Origin of the sequence: Pseudomonas sp. B2021 (genome assembly GCF_018135665.1) — a bacterium.
GTDB classification, from domain to species: domain Bacteria; phylum Pseudomonadota; class Gammaproteobacteria; order Pseudomonadales; family Pseudomonadaceae; genus Aquipseudomonas; species Aquipseudomonas lactis.
This window is the reverse complement of record NZ_SMOF01000001.1, coordinates 5,188,411-5,207,968: the sequence shown is the minus strand read 5'-3', so window position 1 is coordinate 5,207,968 and position 19,558 is coordinate 5,188,411. Positions and strand designations below refer to the sequence as shown.

The window sequence follows — 19,558 nt, the reverse complement described above, 5'->3', positions numbered from 1 at the left end:
CTGATTAAAAATCTGCCGCGATGTTAACGGATGGCTGGCAACCTGCAAGCGCCTTCAACTCAATTGCGCTTCGGCCAGGGTCAGCGTGCGCGGGATGCGGGTGGCGTCCCAGTGTGCAATGCCCCAATCCAGCAGTTCTCGTGGGCTTGCGTGAAGCAATTGCGTGTCAGCCTGTTGGCCAAGGGCGCGCAGTGCTCTGAGTAGCAAAGGCGTGGCCTGGTCGGCTGTCAACGGTGCAGAGCGGTAGGACTTGCCCAGCTTGTTGCCGTCTGGCTGCACGATCAGCGGTACATGCAAGTAACGTGGCTGGCGCAGGCCAAGCAGCTCTTGCAGGTACAGCTGGCGCGGTGTGGAGTCGAGCAGGTCGGCGCCGCGCACGATATCGGTTATCCCTTGCCAGGCGTCGTCGAGCACCACCGCCAGTTGGTAGGCGTAGAGGCTGTCGCGGCGACGGATGATGAAGTCGCCGGCATCGCGGCCCAGATGCTGCCGGAACTCGCCCTGGACGCGGTCGATAAAGTGATACTCCAACTCGGGCACGCGCAGGCGGATGGCGGCGTCTTGCTGGGCGTGGCCGGCATTGCGGCACAAGCCTGGGTAAACCCCGTTGTAGGGCGCCAACTGCTTGCGCGAGCAGGTGCAGGCGTAGGCCAGGCCGTGGTTGAACATATCGTTCAGTACTTTGGCGTAGGCATCATGCCGCTCGCTCTGACGAACCAGTTCGCCATCCCATTCAAAGCCGTAGCTTTCCAGCGCATGCAGGATCGCCGCCTGAGCGCCGGGCTCTTCACGGGGAGGGTCAAGGTCTTCCATGCGCATCAACCAACGGCCATGGTGGGCGCGTGCATCGAGGTAGGAGGCGAGGGCGGCAACCAGGGAGCCGAAGTGCAAATGGCCGCTGGGTGTGGGGGCGAAGCGCCCGATATAAGTAGAGGCTGTCATGGCCCGGATACTACTGCATAACCGGTAAACGCCAGAAACAAAAATGGAGCGTTCGCACGCTCCATTTGTTCAACTCGGCAACGTTACTTGCCGACCTGTTTTTCCTTGATTTCAGCCAAGGTCTTGCAGTCTACGCACAGGTCCGCGGTTGGGCGGGCTTCCAGTCGGCGAATACCGATTTCGACGCCGCAGGATTCGCACCAGCCGTATTCTTCGTCTTTGATCAGTTGCAGGGTCTTGTCGATCTTCTTGATCAACTTGCGCTCGCGATCGCGGGCGCGCAGTTCGAGGGCGAACTCTTCTTCCTGGCTGGCGCGATCGGCCGGGTCAGGGAAGTTGGCCGCTTCATCCTTCATATGGTCAACCGTACGGTCGACTTCCTGCATCAAGTCCTGTTTCCACTTGTTGAGGATCTTGGTGAAGTGCTCGCGCATGGGCTCGCCCATGTACTCCTCGCCCTTTTTTTCGACATAGGGTTCGAAGCCGCCGAGGCCTTGAGTCTGCTGTTGCTTTGCTTGGGTGGACATGAATAGACCGCCTCTCACTCTTCTAATCCATTGCGCAGGATTGCAACGTCACCGACACCTGCCGGCCCTGCGGCTGCAAGCGGGCGAACTTACCAGATAGATTCAGGGTGCGCTACTCCCGGTTGTCGAGGTCCAGGGCAAAGGGGATGCAAACCGCAGCAGCCCGCCATGACTGGGTATGTATTGCCTCGAATGTTGATTTTAGCTGTTTTACGAGCGCGCGCAGGGTGCACTTGCAGCCCCAATCAGGCAATAGAGCATGTTTTACCGCGAGGGTTCGGTAGAATCCAGATTTTGTCCTCACCGTCTAAGGAAGGCTAATGGCTCAGCCCTACAGTGCGCGCAGTCGCGCCATCGAACCTTTTCATGTCATGGCGTTACTGGCGCGTGCCAATGAGCTGCAGGCCGCCGGTCACGACGTGATCCACCTGGAAATCGGCGAGCCGGACTTCACCACCGCCGAACCGATCATCCAGGCCGGCCAAGCTGCGTTGGCAAACGGTAAGACGCGCTACACCGCCGCCCGTGGCTTGCCGGAGTTGCGCGAAGCCATCAGTGGTTTCTACCAGCAACGCTACGGTTTGAGCATCGACCCGCAGCGCATTCTGATCACTCCCGGTGGCTCCGGCGCGTTATTGCTGGCCAGCAGTTTGCTGGTGGATCCGGGTAAGCATTGGCTACTGGCGGACCCAGGCTACCCCTGCAACCGACACTTCCTGCGCCTTGTGGAAGGCGCGGCGCAGTTGGTACCGGTCGGCCCAGACGTACGCTACCAGTTGACCGCCGATCTGGTGGCCAGGCATTGGGACCAGGACAGTGTCGGCGCACTGGTGGCGTCGCCCGCCAACCCCACCGGCACGATCCTCACCCGGGACGAGTTGGCTGGGCTGTCGGGCGCCATCAAGGCGCGCAACGGTCATTTGGTGGTCGACGAGATTTATCACGGCCTCACCTACGGCACGGACGCCGCCAGTGTGCTGGAAGTCGATGATGACGCCTTTGTCCTGAATAGTTTTTCGAAGTATTTCGGCATGACCGGCTGGCGCCTCGGTTGGCTGGTGGCGCCGCCTGAAGCGGTGGGTGAGCTGGAGAAATTGGCGCAAAACCTCTACATCAGTGCGCCAAGCATGGCCCAGCATGCCGCGTTGGCCTGTTTCACCCCGCAAACCCTGGAGATTCTGGAGCAGCGCCGTGCCGAATTTGGTCGCCGCCGTGACTTCCTGCTGCCGGCCCTGCGTGAGCTGGGGTTTGGTATCGCCGTGGAGCCCGAAGGTGCCTTTTATCTGTATGCCGATATCAGCGCGTTCGGCGGCGATGCCTTCGCGTTTTGCCGGCATTTCCTCGAAACCGAGCATGTGGCCTTTACGCCCGGGTTGGATTTCGGTCGCTACCAGGCGGGCCATCACGTGCGTTTTGCCTACACGCAAAATCTCGATCGGCTGCAAGAAGCGGTGGAGCGGATCGCCCGTGGTTTGCGGAGCTGGCAAGGCTGATGCGTTTTAATCCTCCTCTTGAAGAAGGGCGGCTGATCCGCCGCTACAAGCGCTTTCTCACCGATATCGAAACCCTTACCGGCGAGTTGCTCACCATTCACTGCCCTAACACCGGCTCGATGCTCAACTGCATGGTCGAAGGTGGCCAGGTCTGGTTCAGCCGTTCCACGGACCCCAAGCGTAAGCTGCCGGGCACCTGGGAGATTGCCGAAACGCCCCAGGGCCGGCTGGCGTGCGTCAACACCGCGCGTGCCAATCAGTTGGTGGAAGAAGCCTTGCTGGCCGGTGTGATCACTGAGCTCAATGGCTTTACTGCGTTGAAGCGTGAGGTGCCTTATGGCCAGGAGAAAAGCCGCATCGACTTTCGCCTGGATTACCCCCAGGGTGCTGCGTTTGTTGAGGTCAAAAGCGTCACCCTGGGCTTTGATGGCAGCTCGGTGGCGGCTTTCCCCGATGCGGTGACCCAGCGCGGTGCCAAGCACTTGCGTGAGCTGGCGCATCTGGCGCGCGACGGTATACGGGCCGTGCAGCTGTATTGCGTGAACCTGTCGGGGATCGACGCGGTGCGCCCGGCGGTGGAAATCGACGCCGGTTATGCGGCAGCGCTACGTGAGGCCAAGGCTGCAGGTGTAGAGGTGTTGGCCTATGGCGTACGGGTTACGCCGCAGGAGATTTACGTCGAGCGTCGGCTGAAGGTGCTGCTGGGCGACTAGAGATCGACCCACAATCCCTGTTCGTCTTCGCGGCCGGGCAGGGCGGTGAGGCTTTGGCCTGCGCAAGGCCCGGCGATGCACTCGCCGCTTTCAATCAGGAACAACGCGCCATGGGTGGCGCATTGGATCAGGCTGGCGCTTTCATCGAGGAAGCGATCTGGCTGCCATTCCAGCGGGATGCCGCGATGGGGGCAGCGGTTGAGATAGAAGTACGCAATGCCGTCCCGGCGCACCGCCAACAGCCTGTGGCCATCGATATCAAAACCGCGGCTGCTGTTGGGGGCAAGGTCGCCGGAGGCGCAGAGAAACTTCATTTCAATCCTTAAGTGCCTTGACGTGCAAATGCAAACAATTATCAAATGCCTGCTTCGCCCGTCAGCTGATTGGGTGCTCAATACGATGCATGGCAGGGGTAATCTGTCACATCAATGAGTGCTTGAGTGGCCCTGCCCTAGGAAGGAAACCCTGTTATGCGCCTGAGTACCAGCGCTATTGCGCTTGTTGCCTCACTGCTGGTCAACCCTGGGGTGCACGCCTCTGAACTGCCGCAACGCTGGGTCAGTGCCGGCGGTGCGCTGTCGGAATGGGTGACGGCCCTGGGCGGTGAGTCGAAGCTGGTGGGGGTGGACACCACCAGTCAGCATCCGGCGTCGCTCAAGGCCTTGCCGAGCATTGGTTACCAGCGGCAGTTGTCGGCCGAAGGCATTCTCAGCCTGCGCCCGCAAATCCTCGTGGGCACGGAGGAAATGGGGCCACCGCCAGTGCTGGCGCAGATTCGCAGTGCCGGGGTGCAGGTGGATATATTCTCGGCCCAGCCGGATTTGCCCACGCTCAAAGGCAACCTTGAACACCTGGGGAAACTGCTCGGTAGTGAGGCCCAGGCTGATGCCTTGTTTGCCGGGTATGAGCAGGCGCTGGCGCAGCAAAAAAACTGGGTGGCCAAGGCCCAGGCTACACAGAAGGCTCCAGGTGTGCTGTTGCTGCTCGGCCATGCCGGTGGCAAACCGCTGATCGCCGGTAAGGACACGGCCGCTGACTGGATGTTGCAGCAGGCTGGTGGGCGTAATCTGGCCACGCATGTGGGCTATAAACCGTTTTCCGTGGAATCGCTGGCCGGTTTGAATCCTGAGGTGCTGGTGTTTGCCGATCGCGCCCTGACCGGGGACGCGGCGCGTGCCGCCTTGTTCAAGGAAAATCCGATCCTTGCTTCTACGCCGGCAGCCAAGAGCGACCGAGTCTTTGAGCTGGATCCGACCTTGCTGGTAGGTGGCCTGGGGCCGCGATTGCCGCAAAGCCTGGAGAAACTGTCTGCCGGCTTTTATCCGTCCCAGGCCAAGCCTGCTCCATGACCACTCTGGTTAAGCCAAAAACGCTGTTTATCGGGCTGTCGCTGCTGTGTGTATTGGCGATCTGGCTCTCATTGGCACTGGGGCCGGTCAGCCTGCCGTTAGTGGACACGCTCAGGGCTGCGTTAAGACTGATGGGCGTACCTATTGAGCCGCAAGGATTGGAGCAGGCCGAGTTGATCCTGGGGCAGATTCGCTTGCCGCGCACCCTGTTGGGGCTGGCGGTCGGCGGTGTGCTGGCGTTGTCGGGTGTGGCGATGCAGGGGTTGTTTCGCAATCCGCTGGCCGATCCAGGGTTGGTTGGCGTATCCAGCGGCGCAGCGTTGGGGGCAGCGGTGGCGATTGTTGGTGGCTCGTTCTTTGGCGGGCTGCCGGAGGCATTCGGGCCGTATCTATTGTCGCTGTGCGCATTTCTCGGCGGCCTGGGCGTTACGGCGCTGGTCTATCGTCTGGGACGTCGCAATGGCCAGACCAATGTCGCGACGATGTTGCTCGCCGGTATCGCCCTGACGGCCCTGGCCGGTTCTGCGGTGGGGCTCTTTACCTATCTGGCCGACGACGCCACGTTACGCACCCTGACGTTCTGGAACCTGGGCAGCCTCAATGGCGCAAGTTACTCGCGGTTGTGGCCCTTGCTGCTGGTGAGCGCGGGCGTGGCGCTGTGGTTGCCGCGCCGGGCCAAGGCGCTGAATGCGCTGCTGTTGGGTGAGTCTGAGGCCAATCATCTGGGTATTGATGTTGAAAGGCTCAAGCGTGAGCTGGTGTTCTGTACGGCTTTAGGCGTTGGCGCTGCAGTGGCGGCGGCGGGCATGATTGGTTTTGTCGGGTTGGTGGTACCCCATCTGGTGCGGTTGCTGGCGGGGCCGGATCATCGGGTGTTGTTACCGGCCTCAGTATTGGCGGGGGCGAGCCTGCTGTTGTTTGCGGACCTGGTGGCGCGCCTGGCGTTGGCGCCGGCGGAGCTGCCGATCGGTATTGTCACCGCGTTTATCGGTGCGCCGTTTTTCCTCTATTTATTGTTACGAGGGCGCGCCTGATGTTGCGGGTAGAAGCGTTGCAGATCCGGCGTGGTGGGAAAACCGTGCTGGCCGATATCACCTTGGACCTTTTGCCGGGCGAAGTGCTGGGCGTTCTGGGCCCCAATGGCGCCGGCAAAAGTACCTTGCTTGGGGCGCTGTGCGGGGAGTTGCAGCCGGATCAGGGCAAGGTCTGGCTGGATCACCAGGCGCTCAAGCACATGACCGGCGCGCAGCGTGCCCAGCGCCTGGCGGTACTGCCACAATCTTCCACCCTGGATTTTGCTTTTCGTGTCGAAGAGGTGGTGGGCATGGGCCGCTTGCCCCATCAGACCGGGCGAGTGCGCGACGACGAAATCATCAGCGCGGCCCTGCAAGCGGCGGATGTCGGCCACCTGAGTGGCCGCAGTTACCTGGCGTTGTCCGGCGGCGAGCGGCAACGTGTGCACCTGGCGCGGGTATTGGCGCAGTTATGGCCAGGTGAAGCGGGGCAGACATTGTTGCTGGATGAACCCACGTCGATGCTCGACCCCCTGCACCAACACACCACCTTACAAGCTATCCGACATTTCGCCGACAGAGGCGCTGCGGTGCTGGTCATTCTGCATGACTTGAACCTGGCAGCGCGTTACTGCGACCGGATCCTGTTGCTGGAAAACGGCCGCCCTCACGCGTTGGATACGCCCTCCAAAGTCTTGCAACCTGAGCCGCTCAAGGCTGTATTCGGCCTGGATGTGCTGGTACAGCTGCATCCGGAGCGTGGGCATCCGCTGATCATTGCGCGCTGAGGCGGGTTAATCCACGGGCAAAAAAAGACCCGGCAAGAGCCGGGTCAAATAACCGTGATTAGCCTGATGAGGAGATAATCTGAGAGTCCGAACCAATGGTCTTTCAGTTATCGGCTGATCTCGCGACCAGTTGTGATAATCATAACGATTCTCATTTGAGAGTCAACATTTGTTTTTCTGGCTCATGTAGTTTTCTCAAACGCTCGTTTGTAATGCCCGTAAACACTGGGTTTGAGTGCCACTCTAGTTCTTCTGATGCACTGAAATCGCTTCCAGCTGACGGTTCAAGGCCTCCTTGCGCTCCGTGGGTATGTCGTTCCAGTGCACATCCATCAATGCCCCTTCAATCGCATACAGCAGAACCTTCGAGGCTCGAAACCCGCGCGTGCGCACGGCTCGGTAGGCATCGACCGCCCCCAGCCGACGCAAGTCGGACGCGCTGTGGATGCCCACCGCATGCAGCCACTGCGCTGACGTCTTGCCAAGGTTTTTCAGGTGTTGCAGCTCATCGTTCATCAAGCCTCCTTGCGTTGGCCGAATGGTGCGGTGGGTGTCGTGACCAGGCAGCCTGAAAATGAGTGTAGCGCTCAGTAGGAAAAGCGTGGTTCTTTGGTCAGGAAGGGCTGAAAAGCTTATAAGAATGGCGCGACGGCGCTTGCTCGCAGATAGGCGCAACGCGCCCGCCAGGCAGGGGATGTGGCCGTCACTCAGTGTGTGGGGTTACTTGGTGCGGTAGCGCAGGCGAGTACCGAAATTGACTGACATAAGTATTTCGTCAGCCGTGAGTTCGGGCGGGAAATAAGCACCCGAAATCTGTGCATGGGCCAGGCTGGCGCCTTCCAGTGAGCAGCCACGCAAGTCCAGGCCGCGCAGGTCGGCAGAGCGAAAATAGGCGTCGGTAAAATCAACACCCGTGGCGTTCAGGTCGCGCAGGTCCAACCCGCGAAAGTCGCCACCGCGCATGTCGATGGTGCCGTTCTCAGGGCGCTCCTGGTTGAAGCCGCGGATATCGTCCTTATGCAGGAGGGCGTAGAGCGGGGTATCAAGAAGCTTGGGCTGACTCATGATCGCGACTCTGGCTGGTGTTATGGAGCCAGTATAGTGCCACTATCGCGAGGTCGCGCGCCGAAGACGGCGACACGACCAAGAAATATTTCTTACAGGCCCGGCAGACGCTGGCGGATATGCCCGACCAAGGCGTCGAGCGTCCCGCTTTCATTGGTCTCGACACGCTTGCTGAGCAGCAGCTCCTCGGCAGTCAGCGGATCACGACTGGCTTGTTGTTCTTCGATAACGGCCAGTGTGGCGTCGGACGGATCGTTTTTATCCGCCTGGCGTTGGGCCAGCCAACTGGTGATAACGGCGTGCGGGGCGTTGCAGTCGAGGATCAGGAACGGCGCGCCAGTGGCTTCGGCAACCTGGGCGGCGGCGTCACGCTGTGCGCGTTTCAAGAACGTGGCATCCAGCACTACCGGGTAGCCGGCGCGCAGCACGGTGTCGGCAATCTCGTTCAGGCGTGCGTAGGTGGCAGCGCTGGCGTCCTGATTGTAGATGCCGGCCTGCATGGTGTTCTCCACCTGCTGCTCGCCAAACAGGCGCTTGCGCTCTACATCCGAGCGCAGGCGGATGGCGCCCAGGGCTTCGACCAGGCGCATGGCCACGTGGCTCTTGCCCACGGCTGAAACACCGTGGGTGATTGCCAGGAAACGCGAAGGAATGGTGCTGTAGCTCTCCGCCAGGTTGGCGTAGTTGCGGTACTGGCGCAGGGTGGTAGCGCGTTGCACCGGGTTGGCTTCGCTCGGCATGCTGAACAGTGCAACCTTGGCGCGCACCAGCGCACGGTAGGCTTTATAGAAGTTCAGCAGTTCCAGGCCCTGGTAGTCACCGGTCAGTTCCAGGTACTGGCTGATAAAGCGCCGTGCCAGGCATTTGAGGCCGCGATCTTCCAGGTCCATGGCCAAAAAGGCGGTGTCGGCGTACACGTCGGTAAAGCGGAAAGGCTCGTTGAACTCGATGCAGTCGAAGATCACCACGCGGCCATCGATCAGGGTGGCGTTGCCCAGGTGGATATCGCCGTGGCATTCACGGGTATAGCCGTCGAGCTTGCGCTGCGCAAGCAGAGGCTTGAGGCGTTCGAAGCTGCTTTCAGCCCAGGCTTGCAGAGCCTCCAGTTGCGTCAGGTCGGCCTTGTCGCTGAGGAACGGGCGGATCTGGTCAAAGTTCTGGCGTACCGGCGCCATTACTTCCTGCGGCGTGCCGGCCGGGTGGTCTTGTGGGACTTGAGGGGCATGGAGGTGGAACTGGGCAATCTGTTTGGCCATCTCATCGATGTGCGCGCTGGTCAGTTCGCCGTTGGCTTGCAGGGTGCTGAGCATCTGGCTTTGCGGGAACTGACGCATTTTCAGCGCGTATTCGATGGCCGGGCCGTCGCCACCCAGTTGCGGTGCCTCGGCAGTGCCGGTAATCGGCAACACTTCAAGATACAAATCTTCGGTCAGGCGCTGGTTGAGGCGCAGTTCCTCGCGGCAGAAATGCCCGCGGTCGTCCAGATTGGTGAAGTCCAGGAAGCCGAAGTTCATCGGTTTCTTCAGCTTATATGCATAGGGGCCCGTCAGTATCACCCAGGAAATATGGGTCTCGATGACTTGAAACGCGTCAACCGGATGAGGGTACAAGGCCGGGTTTTGCAGGGCAGCGATCAGGGTCTGGCTCACGGGCGATCCTTCAAAGTCTGGGGAAAATCATGGGGGGCATTATGGCTGCTGATGCCAGTCGTGCAAACCGCTGTCCGGCTCATGTTGATCATCAATAAAGTGCGTATAATCCGCCGCCATGACTCGAACCCGATCTCCCCGTTCCCGTAAAAAACCTCCTTCCCGCGCCCCGCGCCCTTGGCTGGGCTGGGTGATCAAGCTTGGCCTGGTGGGCCTTGTGGCGGTCGCTGGCCTTGCGGTGTACCTCGATGCCGTGGTGCAGGAAAAATTCTCCGGCAAGCGCTGGACGATTCCGGCCAAGGTGTATGCACGCCCGCTGGAACTGTTCTCTGGCCAGAAGCTCAGCAAGGAAGATTTCCTCACCGAGCTCGATGCACTGGGCTACCGCCGCGAACCTGTGAGCAATGGCCCCGGCGCTGCGGCGGTCAGCGGTAATACCGTCGACCTGAACACCCGTGGCTTCCAGTTCTACGAAGGCCTGGAAAAAGCCCAGCCGGTGCGCGTGCGTTTCTCTGGCGACTATGTGGCTGAGCTGTCGTCGCTCAATGGCTCCAAGCTGCCGGTGGTGCGTCTTGAACCGTTGCTGATCGGCGGTATTTACCCGAAAAACCTTGAAGATCGCATCCTGATCAAGCTCGATCAGGTGCCGCCGTACCTGCTGGAAACCCTGGTCGCTGTCGAAGACCGCGATTTCTATAGCCACTGGGGTGTCTCGCCGAAGTCGATCGCCCGTGCTATCTGGGTCAACACCTCCGGCGGCAAGATGACCCAGGGCGGCAGTACGTTGACGCAACAATTGGTCAAGAACTTTTACCTGACCAACGAACGCAGCCTCACCCGTAAACTCACCGAAGCCATGATGGCGATGTTGCTGGAGCTGCATTACAGCAAGCAGGAAATCCTCGAGGCCTACCTCAACGAGGTATTCGTCGGGCAGGATGGCCAGCGCGCCGTGCACGGTTTCGGCCTGGCCAGCCAGTTCTTCTTCGGGCAGCCGTTGTCCGAGTTGAAGTTGCATCAGGTCGCGTTGCTGGTGGGGATGGTGAAGGGGCCGTCCTATTACAACCCGCGCCGCAACCCGGAGCGTGCGCTTGAACGTCGCAACCTGGTGCTCGATGTGCTGGAGCAGCAGGGTGTCGCTACCGCTGAACAAGTAGCCGCTGCGAAAAAAATGCCACTGGGTGTGACCACTCGCGGCAAGCTGGCGGATAGCTCATTCCCTGGCTTTATCGACTTGGTCAAGCGCCAACTGCGCGAAGACTACCGCGACGAAGACTTGACCGAAGAGGGCCTGCGGATCTTCACCAGCTTCGACCCCATCCTGCAGATGAAGGCCGAAGCGTCGGTCAACGACACCTTCAAGCGCCTGACCGGCCGTAAAGGCTCGGATGAAGTCGAAGCCGCCATGGTCGTGACCAACCCGGAAACCGGCGAAGTCCAGGCCATGATCGGCAGCCGGCAGGCCAGTTTCGCCGGTTTCAACCGCGCACTGGATGCCGTGCGGCCAATTGGCTCGCTGGTCAAGCCCGCGGTCTACCTCACAGCACTGGAAAAACCCAGCAAGTACACGCTGACCAGTTGGCTGTCCGATGACCCGCTGTCGGTCAAAGGTGCGGATGGCCAGGTATGGACCCCCAAGAACTTCGACCGCCGCTCCCATGGCACGGTGTTCCTGTATCAAGGGCTGGCGCATTCCTACAATATTTCGACCTCGCGCCTGGGGCTTGAGGTAGGCGTGCCAAATGTCCTGAAAACCATAGCGCGACTGGGGGTGGAGCGTGAGTTCCCTGCATTCCCATCCATGCTTTTGGGCGCTGCGTCCATGACGCCGATGGAAGTGACCACCATGTACCAGACCCTGGCCAATGGTGGCTTCAACACGCCGATGCGCGGTATTCGCAGTGTGCTGACCGCCGATGGCGAACCGCTCAAGCGCTACCCGTTCCAGATTCAGCAGCGCTTCGACGCGGGTTCCATTTACCTGATCCAGAACGCCATGCAGCGCGTGATGCGGGAGGGTACAGGGCGTTCGGTCTACAGCGTGCTGCCGTCGAACCTGACCCTGGCCGGCAAGACCGGTACCAGTAACGACTCCCGCGACAGCTGGTTCGCAGGGTTCGGCCAGGATGTACTGGCCGTGGTGTGGCTGGGGCGCGACGATAACGGCAAGACGCCGTTCACCGGTGCGACCGGCGCGTTGCAGGTATGGACCAGTTTCATGCGCAAGGCTGATCCGTTGCCGCTCAACATGCCGCAGCCGGACAATATCGTGCAGGCCTGGATTGATCCGCACACCGGCCAAGGCTCCGACGCCAACTGTCCGGGCGCGGTGCAGATGCCGTATATTCGCGGCAGCGAACCACCACCCGGCGCCGCGTGCAGTGGCAGTACACCTGCTGACGCGGAATCGGTGATGGATTGGGTCAAGGGCTGGATGAATTAAGCAAAGAGGGTTTCAAGTGAACAAGTTGTGGATTCCAGCAATTACGGCTCTGGCTTTGCTCGGCGGTTGCTCCAGCGTGCAGCGCGGCTCTATCCCTGTGGTGGACTCAAGCACGTCCGTCTCCAATAGCGACCGCATTTCGGCCAATGGCGGCTTCCGTCAGACCGTGGTCAAACGGCCTGCCCAAGCTGCAACCCAGGCAATTCCCCAGGATTCCGGCGTCGTAGTGATGGTGCCCGGCAGTGGGGCTGCAACCTCGGCGCCTATCAGTGCCGAGCCATGGACCCCAGGCCCGAGCACTTCCGGGCCGGTGAACTCCACGCCGATTCAAACCGCGCCGGTCAACCAGGGCACCTACAACATGCCTTCGACGCCGAGCGGTATTCCGTCATCGTCCAATGCGGGCGGGTTGTCGGCTGACGAACAACTGGATGGCCCGGTGCTGGCGTTGCTCACCACCGCTCAGCAGCAGCAGGCCGGTGGCGACTTGAACGGCGCCTCGTCGAGCCTTGAACGTGCCCAGCGCGTGGCGCCGCGTGAGCCACAAGTGCTCTATCGCCTGGCCCAGGTGCGCATGGCCCAGGGCGATGCGCCCCAAGCGGAGCAGTTCGCTCGTCGCGGCCTGAGCCTGGCCAATGGCCGTCCAGACCTGCAAGCCAGCCTGTGGGCGTTGATCGGTGATGCACGTGCCGCCCAAGGGGATGCCGCCGGTGCAGCCCAGGCGCGGCAAAAAGCCAAGGTCAGTCTCTGATGGATGCGCGTTTCCCCGCGATCGCCGAGCAGTTATTGCTGATCGAGCGCGAACTGCGCGTACAGGGCTGGTGGGATGAAGTTTCCCCTGGCGCTGAAGCCCTCAGCAGTGTCGAGCCCTTTTCCGTCGATACCCTGGACTTCCACCAGTGGCTGCAATGGATCTTCCTCTCGCGTATGAAGCAGATCCTGGAGCAGGACCTGCCCTTGCCGAATGCGTCGGGGATCCTGGAAATGGCCGAGATGGTCTACGCCGACCGACCGCGGGAGAGCCTCGGCTTGCGTAACGCGCTGAAAAAGTTCGATCAATTGATCGTCGACGCTCGTTAATTGCCTGACTGCCGGTTTTTCCGGCAGTCTTGCGCACATTTCTACCGCTTGACGACATTCAGGCGAGTTTTATCCCTCCTCAAAGCCCTTTCTTCTACGTTCTCATGCGCTTAGTTGGAAAAAAGCGCAATTATTGCTTGACTTGAAGGGCGTGAAACAGAAGAATCCAAAGTCCGCTGTATCGGGACTGCCAGAAGCAGGCCCGCTCAGCAGATCATGAGGCGCACATCCGCGCCGACCTGTAACACCCGCAACGCGTTACCTCGCGCTGGGTGGGAAAAGCCCGCAACACTTGGGACGATCCCAATACTTGCTCAGTCAGTGCTGACGTAGTCGGCGACCACCGTCGCTCATGCTCTGTTGAGAAGTAAACCTATTAAGACCCGTCGGTTTTTAACGGACGGTATTCTGGCGTTTTAGAGGTGAACAACGTGGAGCTTTTATCTGGCGGTGAGATGCTCGTCCGCTTTTTGCGTGACGAAGGCGTCGACTATATCTACGGGTACCCAGGTGGTGCTCTGCTGCATGTCTACGACGCACTGTTCAAGGAACCGGCTGTTACCCACATCCTGGTTCGCCACGAACAGGCCGCGACCCATATGGCTGACGGTTACGCCCGTGCCACCGGTAAAGCCGGCGTGGTACTGGTAACGTCCGGCCCAGGCGCAACCAATGCCATTACCGGCATCGCGACTGCCTATATGGACTCCATTCCGATGGTGATCATCTCTGGTCAGGTGCCTAGCACTATGGTCGGCACCGATGCATTCCAGGAAACCGACATGATCGGTATTTCCCGGCCGATCGTGAAACACAGCTTCATGATCAAGCATCCCTCGGAAATCCCGGATGTCATGAAAAAGGCGTTCTACCTTGCCCAGTCCGGTCGCCCGGGCCCGGTAGTGGTCGATATCCCGAAAGACATGACCAACCCGGCCGAGAAGTTCGAATACGTTTTCCCGAAAAAAGCCAAGCTGCGTTCCTACAGCCCGGCCGTGCGTGGGCACTCGGGGCAAATCCGCAAGGCGGCAGAAATGCTCCTGGCGGCCAAGCGCCCTGTGCTGTACTCCGGTGGTGGCGTGATTCTGGGTGGCGGTTCCGCTCCGTTGACCGAACTGGCCAAGCTGCTCAACCTGCCGGTGACCAACACCCTGATGGGCCTCGGCGCATTCCCGGGTTCGGACCGTCAGTTCGTCGGCATGCTCGGTATGCACGGCAGCTACACCGCCAACCTCACCATGCACCACGCCGATGTGATCCTGGCCGTGGGCGCGCGGTTCGATGACCGGGTGATCAACGGCGCGAGCAAATTCTGCCCGAATGCCAAGATCATCCATATCGACATCGACCCGGCGTCCATCTCCAAGACCATCAAGGCCGATGTGCCGATCGTGGGTCCTGTAGAAAGCGTACTGACCGAAATGGTCGCTGCGCTCAAGGACATCGGCGAAACGCCGAACAAGGAATCCGTTGCCAGCTGGTGGAAGCAGATCGACGAATGGCGCGGTGATCGCGGCCTGTTCCCTTACGACAAGGGCGACGGCAGCATCATCAAGCCGCAAACCGTGATCGAAACCCTGTGCGAAGTGACCAAGGGCGACGCCTTTGTGACCTCCGACGTAGGCCAGCACCAGATGTTCGCGGCGCAGTACTACAAGTTCGACAAGCCTAACCGCTGGATCAACTCTGGTGGCCTGGGCACGATGGGCTTTGGTTTCCCTGCGGCCATGGGTGTGAAGCTGAGCTTCCCGGATGCCGACGTTGCCTGTGTGACGGGCGAAGGCAGCATCCAGATGAACATCCAGGAACTGTCGACGTGCCTGCAGTACGGCCTTCCGGTGAAGATCGTCTGCTTGAACAACGGCGTACTGGGCATGGTTCGTCAGTGGCAGGACATGAGCTACGGTAGCCGTCACTCCCATTCCTACATGGAATCGTTGCCAGACTTCGTCAAATTGGTTGAAGCCTATGGCCACGTCGGCATTCGCATCAACGATCTGAAAGATCTGAAGCCGAAAATGGAAGAGGCGTTCGCCATGAAGGACCGCCTGGTGTTCATCGATATTCAGGTGGATACCAGCGAGCACGTCTACCCGATGCAGATCAAAGACGGCTCTATGCGCGACATGTGGCTGAACAAGACGGAGCGTACTTAATCATGCGGCATATTATCTCCCTGCTTCTGGAGAACGAACCCGGCGCTCTGTCTCGTGTTGTCGGCCTGTTTTCGCAACGCAACTACAACATCGAAAGCCTGACCGTGGCCCCAACCGAAGACCCGACCCTGTCGCGCCTGACGTTGACCACCGTGGGTCACGATGAGGTGATCGAGCAGATCACCAAGAACCTCAACAAGCTGATCGAAGTGGTCAAGCTGGTCGACTTGTCGGAAAGCGCTCACATCGAGCGCGAACTGATGCTGGTCAAGGTCAAGGCCACGGGTGCCCAACGTGCCGAGATCAAACGCACTACCGATATTTATCGCGGGCAGATCGTCGATGTGAGCGCCAGCGTTTATACCGTTCAACTGACCGGTACCAGCGACAAACTGGACAGCTTCATCCAGTCGATCGGGACGGCCTCGATTCTGGAAACCGTACGCAGTGGTGTCACCGGGATTGCCCGTGGTGACAAAGTACTCAGCATCTAACCCAATTAGCGAATGGCCTTACGGCCTGGATATATAGAGGAACCTCATGAAAGTTTATTACGATAAAGATTGTGACCTGTCGATCATCCAGGGCAAGAAAGTCGCCATCATCGGCTACGGTTCCCAGGGCCACGCCCAAGCGTGCAACCTGAAAGATTCCGGCGTTGACGTGACTGTTGGCCTGCGTAAAGGCTCGGCCACTGTTGCCAAGGCTGAAGCTCATGGCCTGAAAGTGACTGACGTTGCTTCTGCTGTTGCGGCTGCCGACTTGGTCATGATCCTGACCCCGGACGAGTTCCAGTCCTCGCTGTACAAGAACGAAATCGAGCCGAACATCAAGAAGGGCGCCACCCTGGCCTTCTCCCACGGCTTCGCGATTCACTACAATCAGGTTGTGCCACGCGCCGACCTCGACGTGATCATGATCGCGCCGAAAGCACCGGGCCATACCGTGCGCTCCGAGTTCGTCAAAGGCGGCGGTATCCCTGACCTGATCGCGATCTACCAGGATGCGTCGGGCAACGCCAAGAACGTTGCGCTGTCCTACGCTGCTGGTGTGGGTGGCGGTCGTACCGGCATCATCGAAACCACTTTCAAGGACGAGACCGAAACCGACCTGTTCGGCGAACAAGCCGTTCTGTGCGGTGGTACCGTTGAGCTGGTAAAAGCTGGTTTCGAAACCCTGGTTGAAGCTGGCTACGCGCCGGAAATGGCCTACTTCGAATGCCTGCACGAACTGAAGCTGATCGTTGACCTCATGTACGAAGGCGGCATCGCCAACATGAACTACTCGATCTCCAACAACGCCGAATACGGCGAGTACGTGACCGGCCCTGAAGTAATCAACGCCGAGTCTCGCCAGGCCATGCGCAACGCCCTGAAACGTATTCAGGACGGCGAATACGCCAAAATGTTCATCAGCGAAGGCGCTACCGGCTACCCTTCGATGACCGCCAAGCGTCGTAACAACGCCGCTCACGGTATCGAAGTCATCGGCGAGCAACTGCGCTCCATGATGCCGTGGATCGGTGCCAACAAGATCGTCGACAAAGCCAAGAACTAAGTCGTACGCATCAAGGGAAAACGCGGCTTAGGCCGCGTTTTTTCGTTTGGAGGGCCGGTTCTGGTATAAAGCTGCATCGTTTGCAGGCGAACAGTCGCTGCAAGTATCTGTCGAATTTTTTTCACACCGTTGCAAGGTAAAGTCCATGAGCGAACGTCCCGAAGAGCCACATCAGGCTTCCGACGCCGAAAGCATGCTGCCGATCGATGAACATGTCGAAGAAGGGCATGACGCCGAAGGCCGCAAGGTCCGGCATCGTGGCATCTATCTGCTGCCCAACCTGTTCACCACGGCGAACCTGTTTGCCGGCTTCTATTCCATCATCAACTCCATGAGTGCCCAGAGTGCGCTGGCGGCGGGTGATGCGGCGAGTGCCAGCAAATACTTCGGTTTTGCCGCGATCGCAATCTTCGTGGCCATGGTGCTCGACGGCCTGGACGGGCGTGTGGCGCGTATGACCAATACCCAAAGTGCCTTCGGCGCCGAGTACGACTCGCTGTCGGACATGGTTGCCTTTGGTGTCGCTCCCGCACTGCTGGCGTTTGCCTGGGCATTGGGTGACATGGGCAAGGTCGGCTGGATGGTTGCCTTCATCTATGTCGCGGGCGCCGCTTTGCGCCTGGCGCGCTTCAACACCCAGGTGGGGACTGCCGACAAACGCTACTTCATCGGCCTTGCCAGCCCGGCAGCGGCGGGTGTTGTCGCGGGGATTGTCTGGGCGTTCAGTGACTACGGGATTCAAGGGTCGAAGATGTCGTTTCTGGTTGCCCTGATGGTGGCGGCGGCCGGCATGCTGATGGTCAGCAATATCAAGTACAACAGCTTCAAGGAGTTCGACCTCAAGGGGCGCGTGCCTTTCGTGGCCATCCTTGTCGTGGTGCTGGTGTTCGCGGTCGTGTTCAGTGATCCACCGCGTATCCTGCTGCTGGCGTTCCTGGCCTACGCCGCTTCGGGCCCTATTCAGTACTTGTTGCGTCTGCGTCGGGACAAAACATTGCCTTAATGTAATTTCCCCCATACTCCGCAGTCTATTGGTGCATCAGTTCTCCAACGCTGCGGAGTTACCATGTTAATCAAATTACCCAAAGCGTCCGATTGTCACGAATCGGATGTCACGCCTGAATCTTTCTACCTCTCTCGCCGCAGCCTGCTCGGCGGTGCGCTTGCCGGTATTGCCGCCAGCAGCTTGCCGCGTTGGGCCAGTGCGGGCGATGCTGCGCGGTATGCCGACGTCGAGCCGGGCAGCGCGCCCGGCTGGTTTACCGAAAAACTTCCGAATACGAAGTGGCAGGCGGTGACGGTCAAGGATGAGGCCATCACACCGTTCAAGGACGCCACCCACTACAACAACTTCTATGAGTTCGGGACAGGCAAGGGCGACCCGGCGACGAATGCGGGCTCGCTCAAGACGCAGCCCTGGAGCGTGGTGGTAGATGGTGAAGTCGCAAAGCCTGGGCGCTATGCTCTGGAGGACTTCATGAAGCCCTATGAATTGGAAGAGCGCATCTACCGCCTGCGTTGTGTCGAGGCATGGTCCATGGTGATTCCGTGGATAGGCTTTCCCATCTCGGCGTTGCTCAAGCAGGTCGAGCCAACCTCCAAAGCCAAGTACATCCGTTTTGAAACCCTTCAGGATCCCAAGAGCATGCCTGGGCAACGCTCAAGTTTCGGCTTGATCGACTGGCCTTATGTGGAAGGGCTGCGCCTGGATGAGGCGATGAATCCGCTGGCGATCCTGGCTGTGGGTATGTATGGGCGGGAGTTGCCCAACCAGAATGGTGCGCCTTTGCGTTTGGTGGTGCCGTGGAAGTATGGCTTCAAGAGTGTGAAGTCCATCGTGCGGATCAGCCTGGTCAGTGAGCAGCCGAAAACCACCTGGCAAAGTATTGCGGCTGATGAGTATGGGTTTTATGCGAATGTGAACCCTACGGTGGATCATCCTCGCTGGACCCAGGCGCGGGAGCGCCGTCTGCCGAGCGGCCTGTTTAGTCCGAATGTGCGCGAGACGCAGATGTTCAATGGCTATTCGGATGAGGTCGCTTCTTTATATACAGGCCTCGATCTGCGGAAGAACTACTGATGCGCTATCCCATCTGGCGCACCGGCGTGTTTGTAGCCGCCGCAGTGTGGCCATTGCTCTGGTTGTATGAGGCGTGGAGTTCCGCGCTGGGGCCTGACCCTGGCAAGGTGCTCGTCGATCGATTGGGTTTGGGAACGTTGATTCTGTTGCTGATCACACTTGCCATGACGCCGCTGCAGAAGTTGAGCGGTTGGGCGGGGTGGATAGCGGTGCGTCGACAGTTGGGCCTGTGGTGCTTTGCTTATGTCGTGCTGCACCTGGCGGCCTATTGCGTATTTGTCCTGGGGCTGGATTGGTCGCAGCTCGGCGTAGAGTTGAGCAAGCGGCCCTACATCATTGTGGGTGCGCTGGGGTTTGTTGCTCTCCTGATGCTGGCCGTCACGTCGAACCGCTACAGCCAGCGCCGGTTGGGGAGCCGCTGGAAGAAGCTGCATCGCCTGGTCTATGTGATTCTTGGGCTCGGTTTGCTGCACATGTTATGGATAGTGCGGGCGGATCTGAAGGAGTGGGCTATCTACGCTTCTATAGGTGCGCTGCTTCTGTTGCTGCGGGTGCCGCCGGTGACGCGACGAATCCCTCGCCTTATTGCTAAAAAAGCGCCTTCTGCAACAAAAGCGTAATTAAGCCTTGACGGCAGATTCTGGAAGCCTATAATTCGCCCCACTTCCGGCGCAGTCGAAACGGAAAACTCCTTGGTAAACAA

20 protein-coding genes are annotated in these 19,558 nt (G+C 59.7%); 14 read left to right on the top strand and 6 right to left on the bottom strand.

Annotated features, from left to right (window positions below; all coding sequences use genetic code 11):
• Nucleotides 1-54: 54 nt before the first annotated feature.
• On the bottom strand, nt 55-942 hold the full coding sequence (gene gluQRS / locus E1K68_RS23475; protein ID WP_212614722.1) for a tRNA glutamyl-Q(34) synthetase GluQRS: 888 nt from the start codon (nt 940-942) through the stop codon (nt 55-57).
• An 83-nt stretch (nt 943-1,025) separates the two neighbouring features.
• Nucleotides 1,026-1,469 (bottom strand): RNA polymerase-binding protein DksA, encoded by a 444-nt coding sequence (gene dksA, locus E1K68_RS23470; RefSeq protein WP_003194150.1) that lies wholly within the window; start codon nt 1,467-1,469, stop codon nt 1,026-1,028.
• Nucleotides 1,470-1,789: 320 nt separating this feature from the next.
• Here dksA and E1K68_RS23465 point away from each other — a divergent pair, with 320 nt between their 5' ends.
• Both E1K68_RS23465 and sfsA read left to right on the top strand, forming a co-directional pair.
• On the top strand, nt 1,790-2,962 hold the full coding sequence (locus E1K68_RS23465) for a pyridoxal phosphate-dependent aminotransferase (RefSeq protein WP_014719940.1): 1,173 nt from the start codon (nt 1,790-1,792) through the stop codon (nt 2,960-2,962).
• On the top strand, nt 2,962-3,675 hold the full coding sequence (gene sfsA, locus E1K68_RS23460) for a DNA/RNA nuclease SfsA (RefSeq protein ID WP_034133684.1): 714 nt from the start codon (nt 2,962-2,964) through the stop codon (nt 3,673-3,675). Before E1K68_RS23465 ends, sfsA begins: the two co-directional genes overlap by 1 nt.
• On the opposite strand, the gene E1K68_RS23455 is transcribed toward sfsA, so the two are convergent.
• Nucleotides 3,672-3,989 carry a Rieske (2Fe-2S) protein gene (locus E1K68_RS23455; protein WP_003194144.1) on the bottom strand — a complete coding sequence of 106 codons (318 nt, stop codon included), beginning with the start codon at nt 3,987-3,989 and terminating at the stop codon, nt 3,672-3,674. The two genes, sfsA and E1K68_RS23455, sit on opposite strands and share 4 nt — an antisense overlap.
• Before the next feature lie 156 nt (nt 3,990-4,145).
• Here E1K68_RS23455 and E1K68_RS23450 point away from each other — a divergent pair, with 156 nt between their 5' ends.
• Genes E1K68_RS23450 through E1K68_RS23440 form a run of 3 tightly spaced genes read left to right on the top strand, consistent with a single transcriptional unit; the run spans nt 4,146 to nt 6,825 of the window.
• The gene (locus E1K68_RS23450; protein ID WP_003194142.1) at nt 4,146-5,024 is read left to right on the top strand and encodes an ABC transporter substrate-binding protein; all 879 of its coding nucleotides are present in this window, start codon (nt 4,146-4,148) and stop codon (nt 5,022-5,024) included.
• Complete coding sequence (locus E1K68_RS23445) at nt 5,021-6,058, top strand: iron ABC transporter permease (RefSeq protein ID WP_003194141.1); 1,038 nt, start codon at nt 5,021-5,023, stop codon at nt 6,056-6,058. Before E1K68_RS23450 ends, E1K68_RS23445 begins: the two co-directional genes overlap by 4 nt.
• Nucleotides 6,058-6,825 (top strand): heme ABC transporter ATP-binding protein, encoded by a 768-nt coding sequence (locus E1K68_RS23440; RefSeq protein WP_094775287.1) that lies wholly within the window; start codon nt 6,058-6,060, stop codon nt 6,823-6,825. Before E1K68_RS23445 ends, E1K68_RS23440 begins: the two co-directional genes overlap by 1 nt.
• A 243-nt stretch (nt 6,826-7,068) precedes the next feature.
• On the opposite strand, the gene E1K68_RS23435 is transcribed toward E1K68_RS23440, so the two are convergent.
• The 3 genes from E1K68_RS23435 to E1K68_RS23425 form a co-directional block, all read right to left on the bottom strand.
• A complete protein-coding gene (locus tag E1K68_RS23435; protein WP_003194139.1) occupies nt 7,069-7,341 on the bottom strand; it encodes a TfoX/Sxy family protein in 273 nt (90 codons plus the stop codon).
• A 204-nt stretch (nt 7,342-7,545) separates the two neighbouring features.
• Nucleotides 7,546-7,890, bottom strand: coding sequence for a pentapeptide repeat-containing protein (locus tag E1K68_RS23430; RefSeq protein WP_003194138.1), 345 nt, complete (start codon nt 7,888-7,890; stop codon nt 7,546-7,548).
• 92 nt (nt 7,891-7,982) lie between these two features.
• On the bottom strand, nt 7,983-9,539 hold the full coding sequence (locus E1K68_RS23425) for a bifunctional aminoglycoside phosphotransferase/ATP-binding protein (RefSeq protein WP_212614721.1): 1,557 nt from the start codon (nt 9,537-9,539) through the stop codon (nt 7,983-7,985).
• Between the two features lie 118 nt (nt 9,540-9,657).
• On the opposite strand from E1K68_RS23425, the gene mrcB reads away from it, so the two are divergent.
• The 9 genes from mrcB to msrQ all read left to right on the top strand — a co-directional run bounded on the left by mrcB (nt 9,658) and on the right by msrQ (nt 19,475).
• Nucleotides 9,658-11,982, top strand: a complete 2,325-nt coding sequence (mrcB, locus tag E1K68_RS23420; protein WP_212614720.1) for a penicillin-binding protein 1B — start codon at nt 9,658-9,660, stop codon at nt 11,980-11,982.
• A 16-nt stretch (nt 11,983-11,998) separates the two neighbouring features.
• The gene (locus tag E1K68_RS23415) at nt 11,999-12,733 is read left to right on the top strand and encodes a tetratricopeptide repeat protein (protein WP_034133679.1); all 735 of its coding nucleotides are present in this window, start codon (nt 11,999-12,001) and stop codon (nt 12,731-12,733) included.
• Nucleotides 12,733-13,062, top strand: a complete 330-nt coding sequence (locus E1K68_RS23410; protein ID WP_034133678.1) for a YqcC family protein — start codon at nt 12,733-12,735, stop codon at nt 13,060-13,062. The genes E1K68_RS23415 and E1K68_RS23410 overlap by 1 nt, the downstream gene beginning before the upstream one ends.
• A gap of 431 nt (nt 13,063-13,493) precedes the next feature.
• Entirely contained in the window at nt 13,494-15,218 is a 1,725-nt protein-coding gene (locus E1K68_RS23405) for an acetolactate synthase 3 large subunit (protein WP_003194133.1), read from the top strand.
• A gap of 2 nt (nt 15,219-15,220) precedes the next feature.
• Nucleotides 15,221-15,712: an acetolactate synthase small subunit gene (gene ilvN / locus E1K68_RS23400; RefSeq protein WP_003176102.1), complete on the top strand. Its 492-nt coding sequence runs from the start codon at nt 15,221-15,223 to the stop codon at nt 15,710-15,712.
• 46 nt (nt 15,713-15,758) lie between these two features.
• Nucleotides 15,759-16,775 (top strand): ketol-acid reductoisomerase, encoded by a 1,017-nt coding sequence (ilvC, locus tag E1K68_RS23395; RefSeq protein WP_003194132.1) that lies wholly within the window; start codon nt 15,759-15,761, stop codon nt 16,773-16,775.
• 145 nt (nt 16,776-16,920) lie between these two features.
• Nucleotides 16,921-17,778: a CDP-diacylglycerol--serine O-phosphatidyltransferase gene (pssA, locus tag E1K68_RS23390; RefSeq protein WP_003194131.1), complete on the top strand. Its 858-nt coding sequence runs from the start codon at nt 16,921-16,923 to the stop codon at nt 17,776-17,778.
• A gap of 63 nt (nt 17,779-17,841) precedes the next feature.
• The gene (msrP, locus tag E1K68_RS23385; protein WP_212614719.1) at nt 17,842-18,855 is read left to right on the top strand and encodes a protein-methionine-sulfoxide reductase catalytic subunit MsrP; all 1,014 of its coding nucleotides are present in this window, start codon (nt 17,842-17,844) and stop codon (nt 18,853-18,855) included.
• Nucleotides 18,855-19,475, top strand: a complete 621-nt coding sequence (msrQ, locus tag E1K68_RS23380) for a protein-methionine-sulfoxide reductase heme-binding subunit MsrQ (RefSeq protein ID WP_212614718.1) — start codon at nt 18,855-18,857, stop codon at nt 19,473-19,475. The genes msrP and msrQ overlap by 1 nt, the downstream gene beginning before the upstream one ends.
• Nucleotides 19,476-19,558 lie beyond the last annotated feature (83 nt).

Excerpts from the sequence above, each read along its gene's own strand:
- gluQRS (WP_212614722.1), bottom strand. The coding sequence starts at position 942 with ATGACAGCCTCTACTTATATCGGGCGCTTCGCCCCCACACCCAGCGGC.
- dksA (WP_003194150.1), bottom strand. The coding sequence starts at position 1,469 with ATGTCCACCCAAGCAAAGCAACAGCAGACTCAAGGCCTCGGCGGCTTC.
- E1K68_RS23465 (WP_014719940.1), top strand. The coding sequence starts at position 1,790 with ATGGCTCAGCCCTACAGTGCGCGCAGTCGCGCCATCGAACCTTTTCAT.
- sfsA (WP_034133684.1), top strand. The coding sequence starts at position 2,962 with ATGCGTTTTAATCCTCCTCTTGAAGAAGGGCGGCTGATCCGCCGCTAC.
- E1K68_RS23455 (WP_003194144.1), bottom strand. The coding sequence starts at position 3,989 with ATGAAGTTTCTCTGCGCCTCCGGCGACCTTGCCCCCAACAGCAGCCGC.
- E1K68_RS23450 (WP_003194142.1), top strand. The coding sequence starts at position 4,146 with ATGCGCCTGAGTACCAGCGCTATTGCGCTTGTTGCCTCACTGCTGGTC.
- E1K68_RS23445 (WP_003194141.1), top strand. The coding sequence starts at position 5,021 with ATGACCACTCTGGTTAAGCCAAAAACGCTGTTTATCGGGCTGTCGCTG.
- E1K68_RS23440 (WP_094775287.1), top strand. The coding sequence starts at position 6,058 with ATGTTGCGGGTAGAAGCGTTGCAGATCCGGCGTGGTGGGAAAACCGTG.
- E1K68_RS23435 (WP_003194139.1), bottom strand. The coding sequence starts at position 7,341 with ATGAACGATGAGCTGCAACACCTGAAAAACCTTGGCAAGACGTCAGCG.
- E1K68_RS23430 (WP_003194138.1), bottom strand. The coding sequence starts at position 7,890 with ATGAGTCAGCCCAAGCTTCTTGATACCCCGCTCTACGCCCTCCTGCAT.
- mrcB (WP_212614720.1), top strand. The coding sequence starts at position 9,658 with ATGACTCGAACCCGATCTCCCCGTTCCCGTAAAAAACCTCCTTCCCGC.
- E1K68_RS23410 (WP_034133678.1), top strand. The coding sequence starts at position 12,733 with ATGGATGCGCGTTTCCCCGCGATCGCCGAGCAGTTATTGCTGATCGAG.
- ilvN (WP_003176102.1), top strand. The coding sequence starts at position 15,221 with ATGCGGCATATTATCTCCCTGCTTCTGGAGAACGAACCCGGCGCTCTG.
- ilvC (WP_003194132.1), top strand. The coding sequence starts at position 15,759 with ATGAAAGTTTATTACGATAAAGATTGTGACCTGTCGATCATCCAGGGC.
- pssA (WP_003194131.1), top strand. The coding sequence starts at position 16,921 with ATGAGCGAACGTCCCGAAGAGCCACATCAGGCTTCCGACGCCGAAAGC.
- msrP (WP_212614719.1), top strand. The coding sequence starts at position 17,842 with ATGTTAATCAAATTACCCAAAGCGTCCGATTGTCACGAATCGGATGTC.
- msrQ (WP_212614718.1), top strand. The coding sequence starts at position 18,855 with ATGCGCTATCCCATCTGGCGCACCGGCGTGTTTGTAGCCGCCGCAGTG.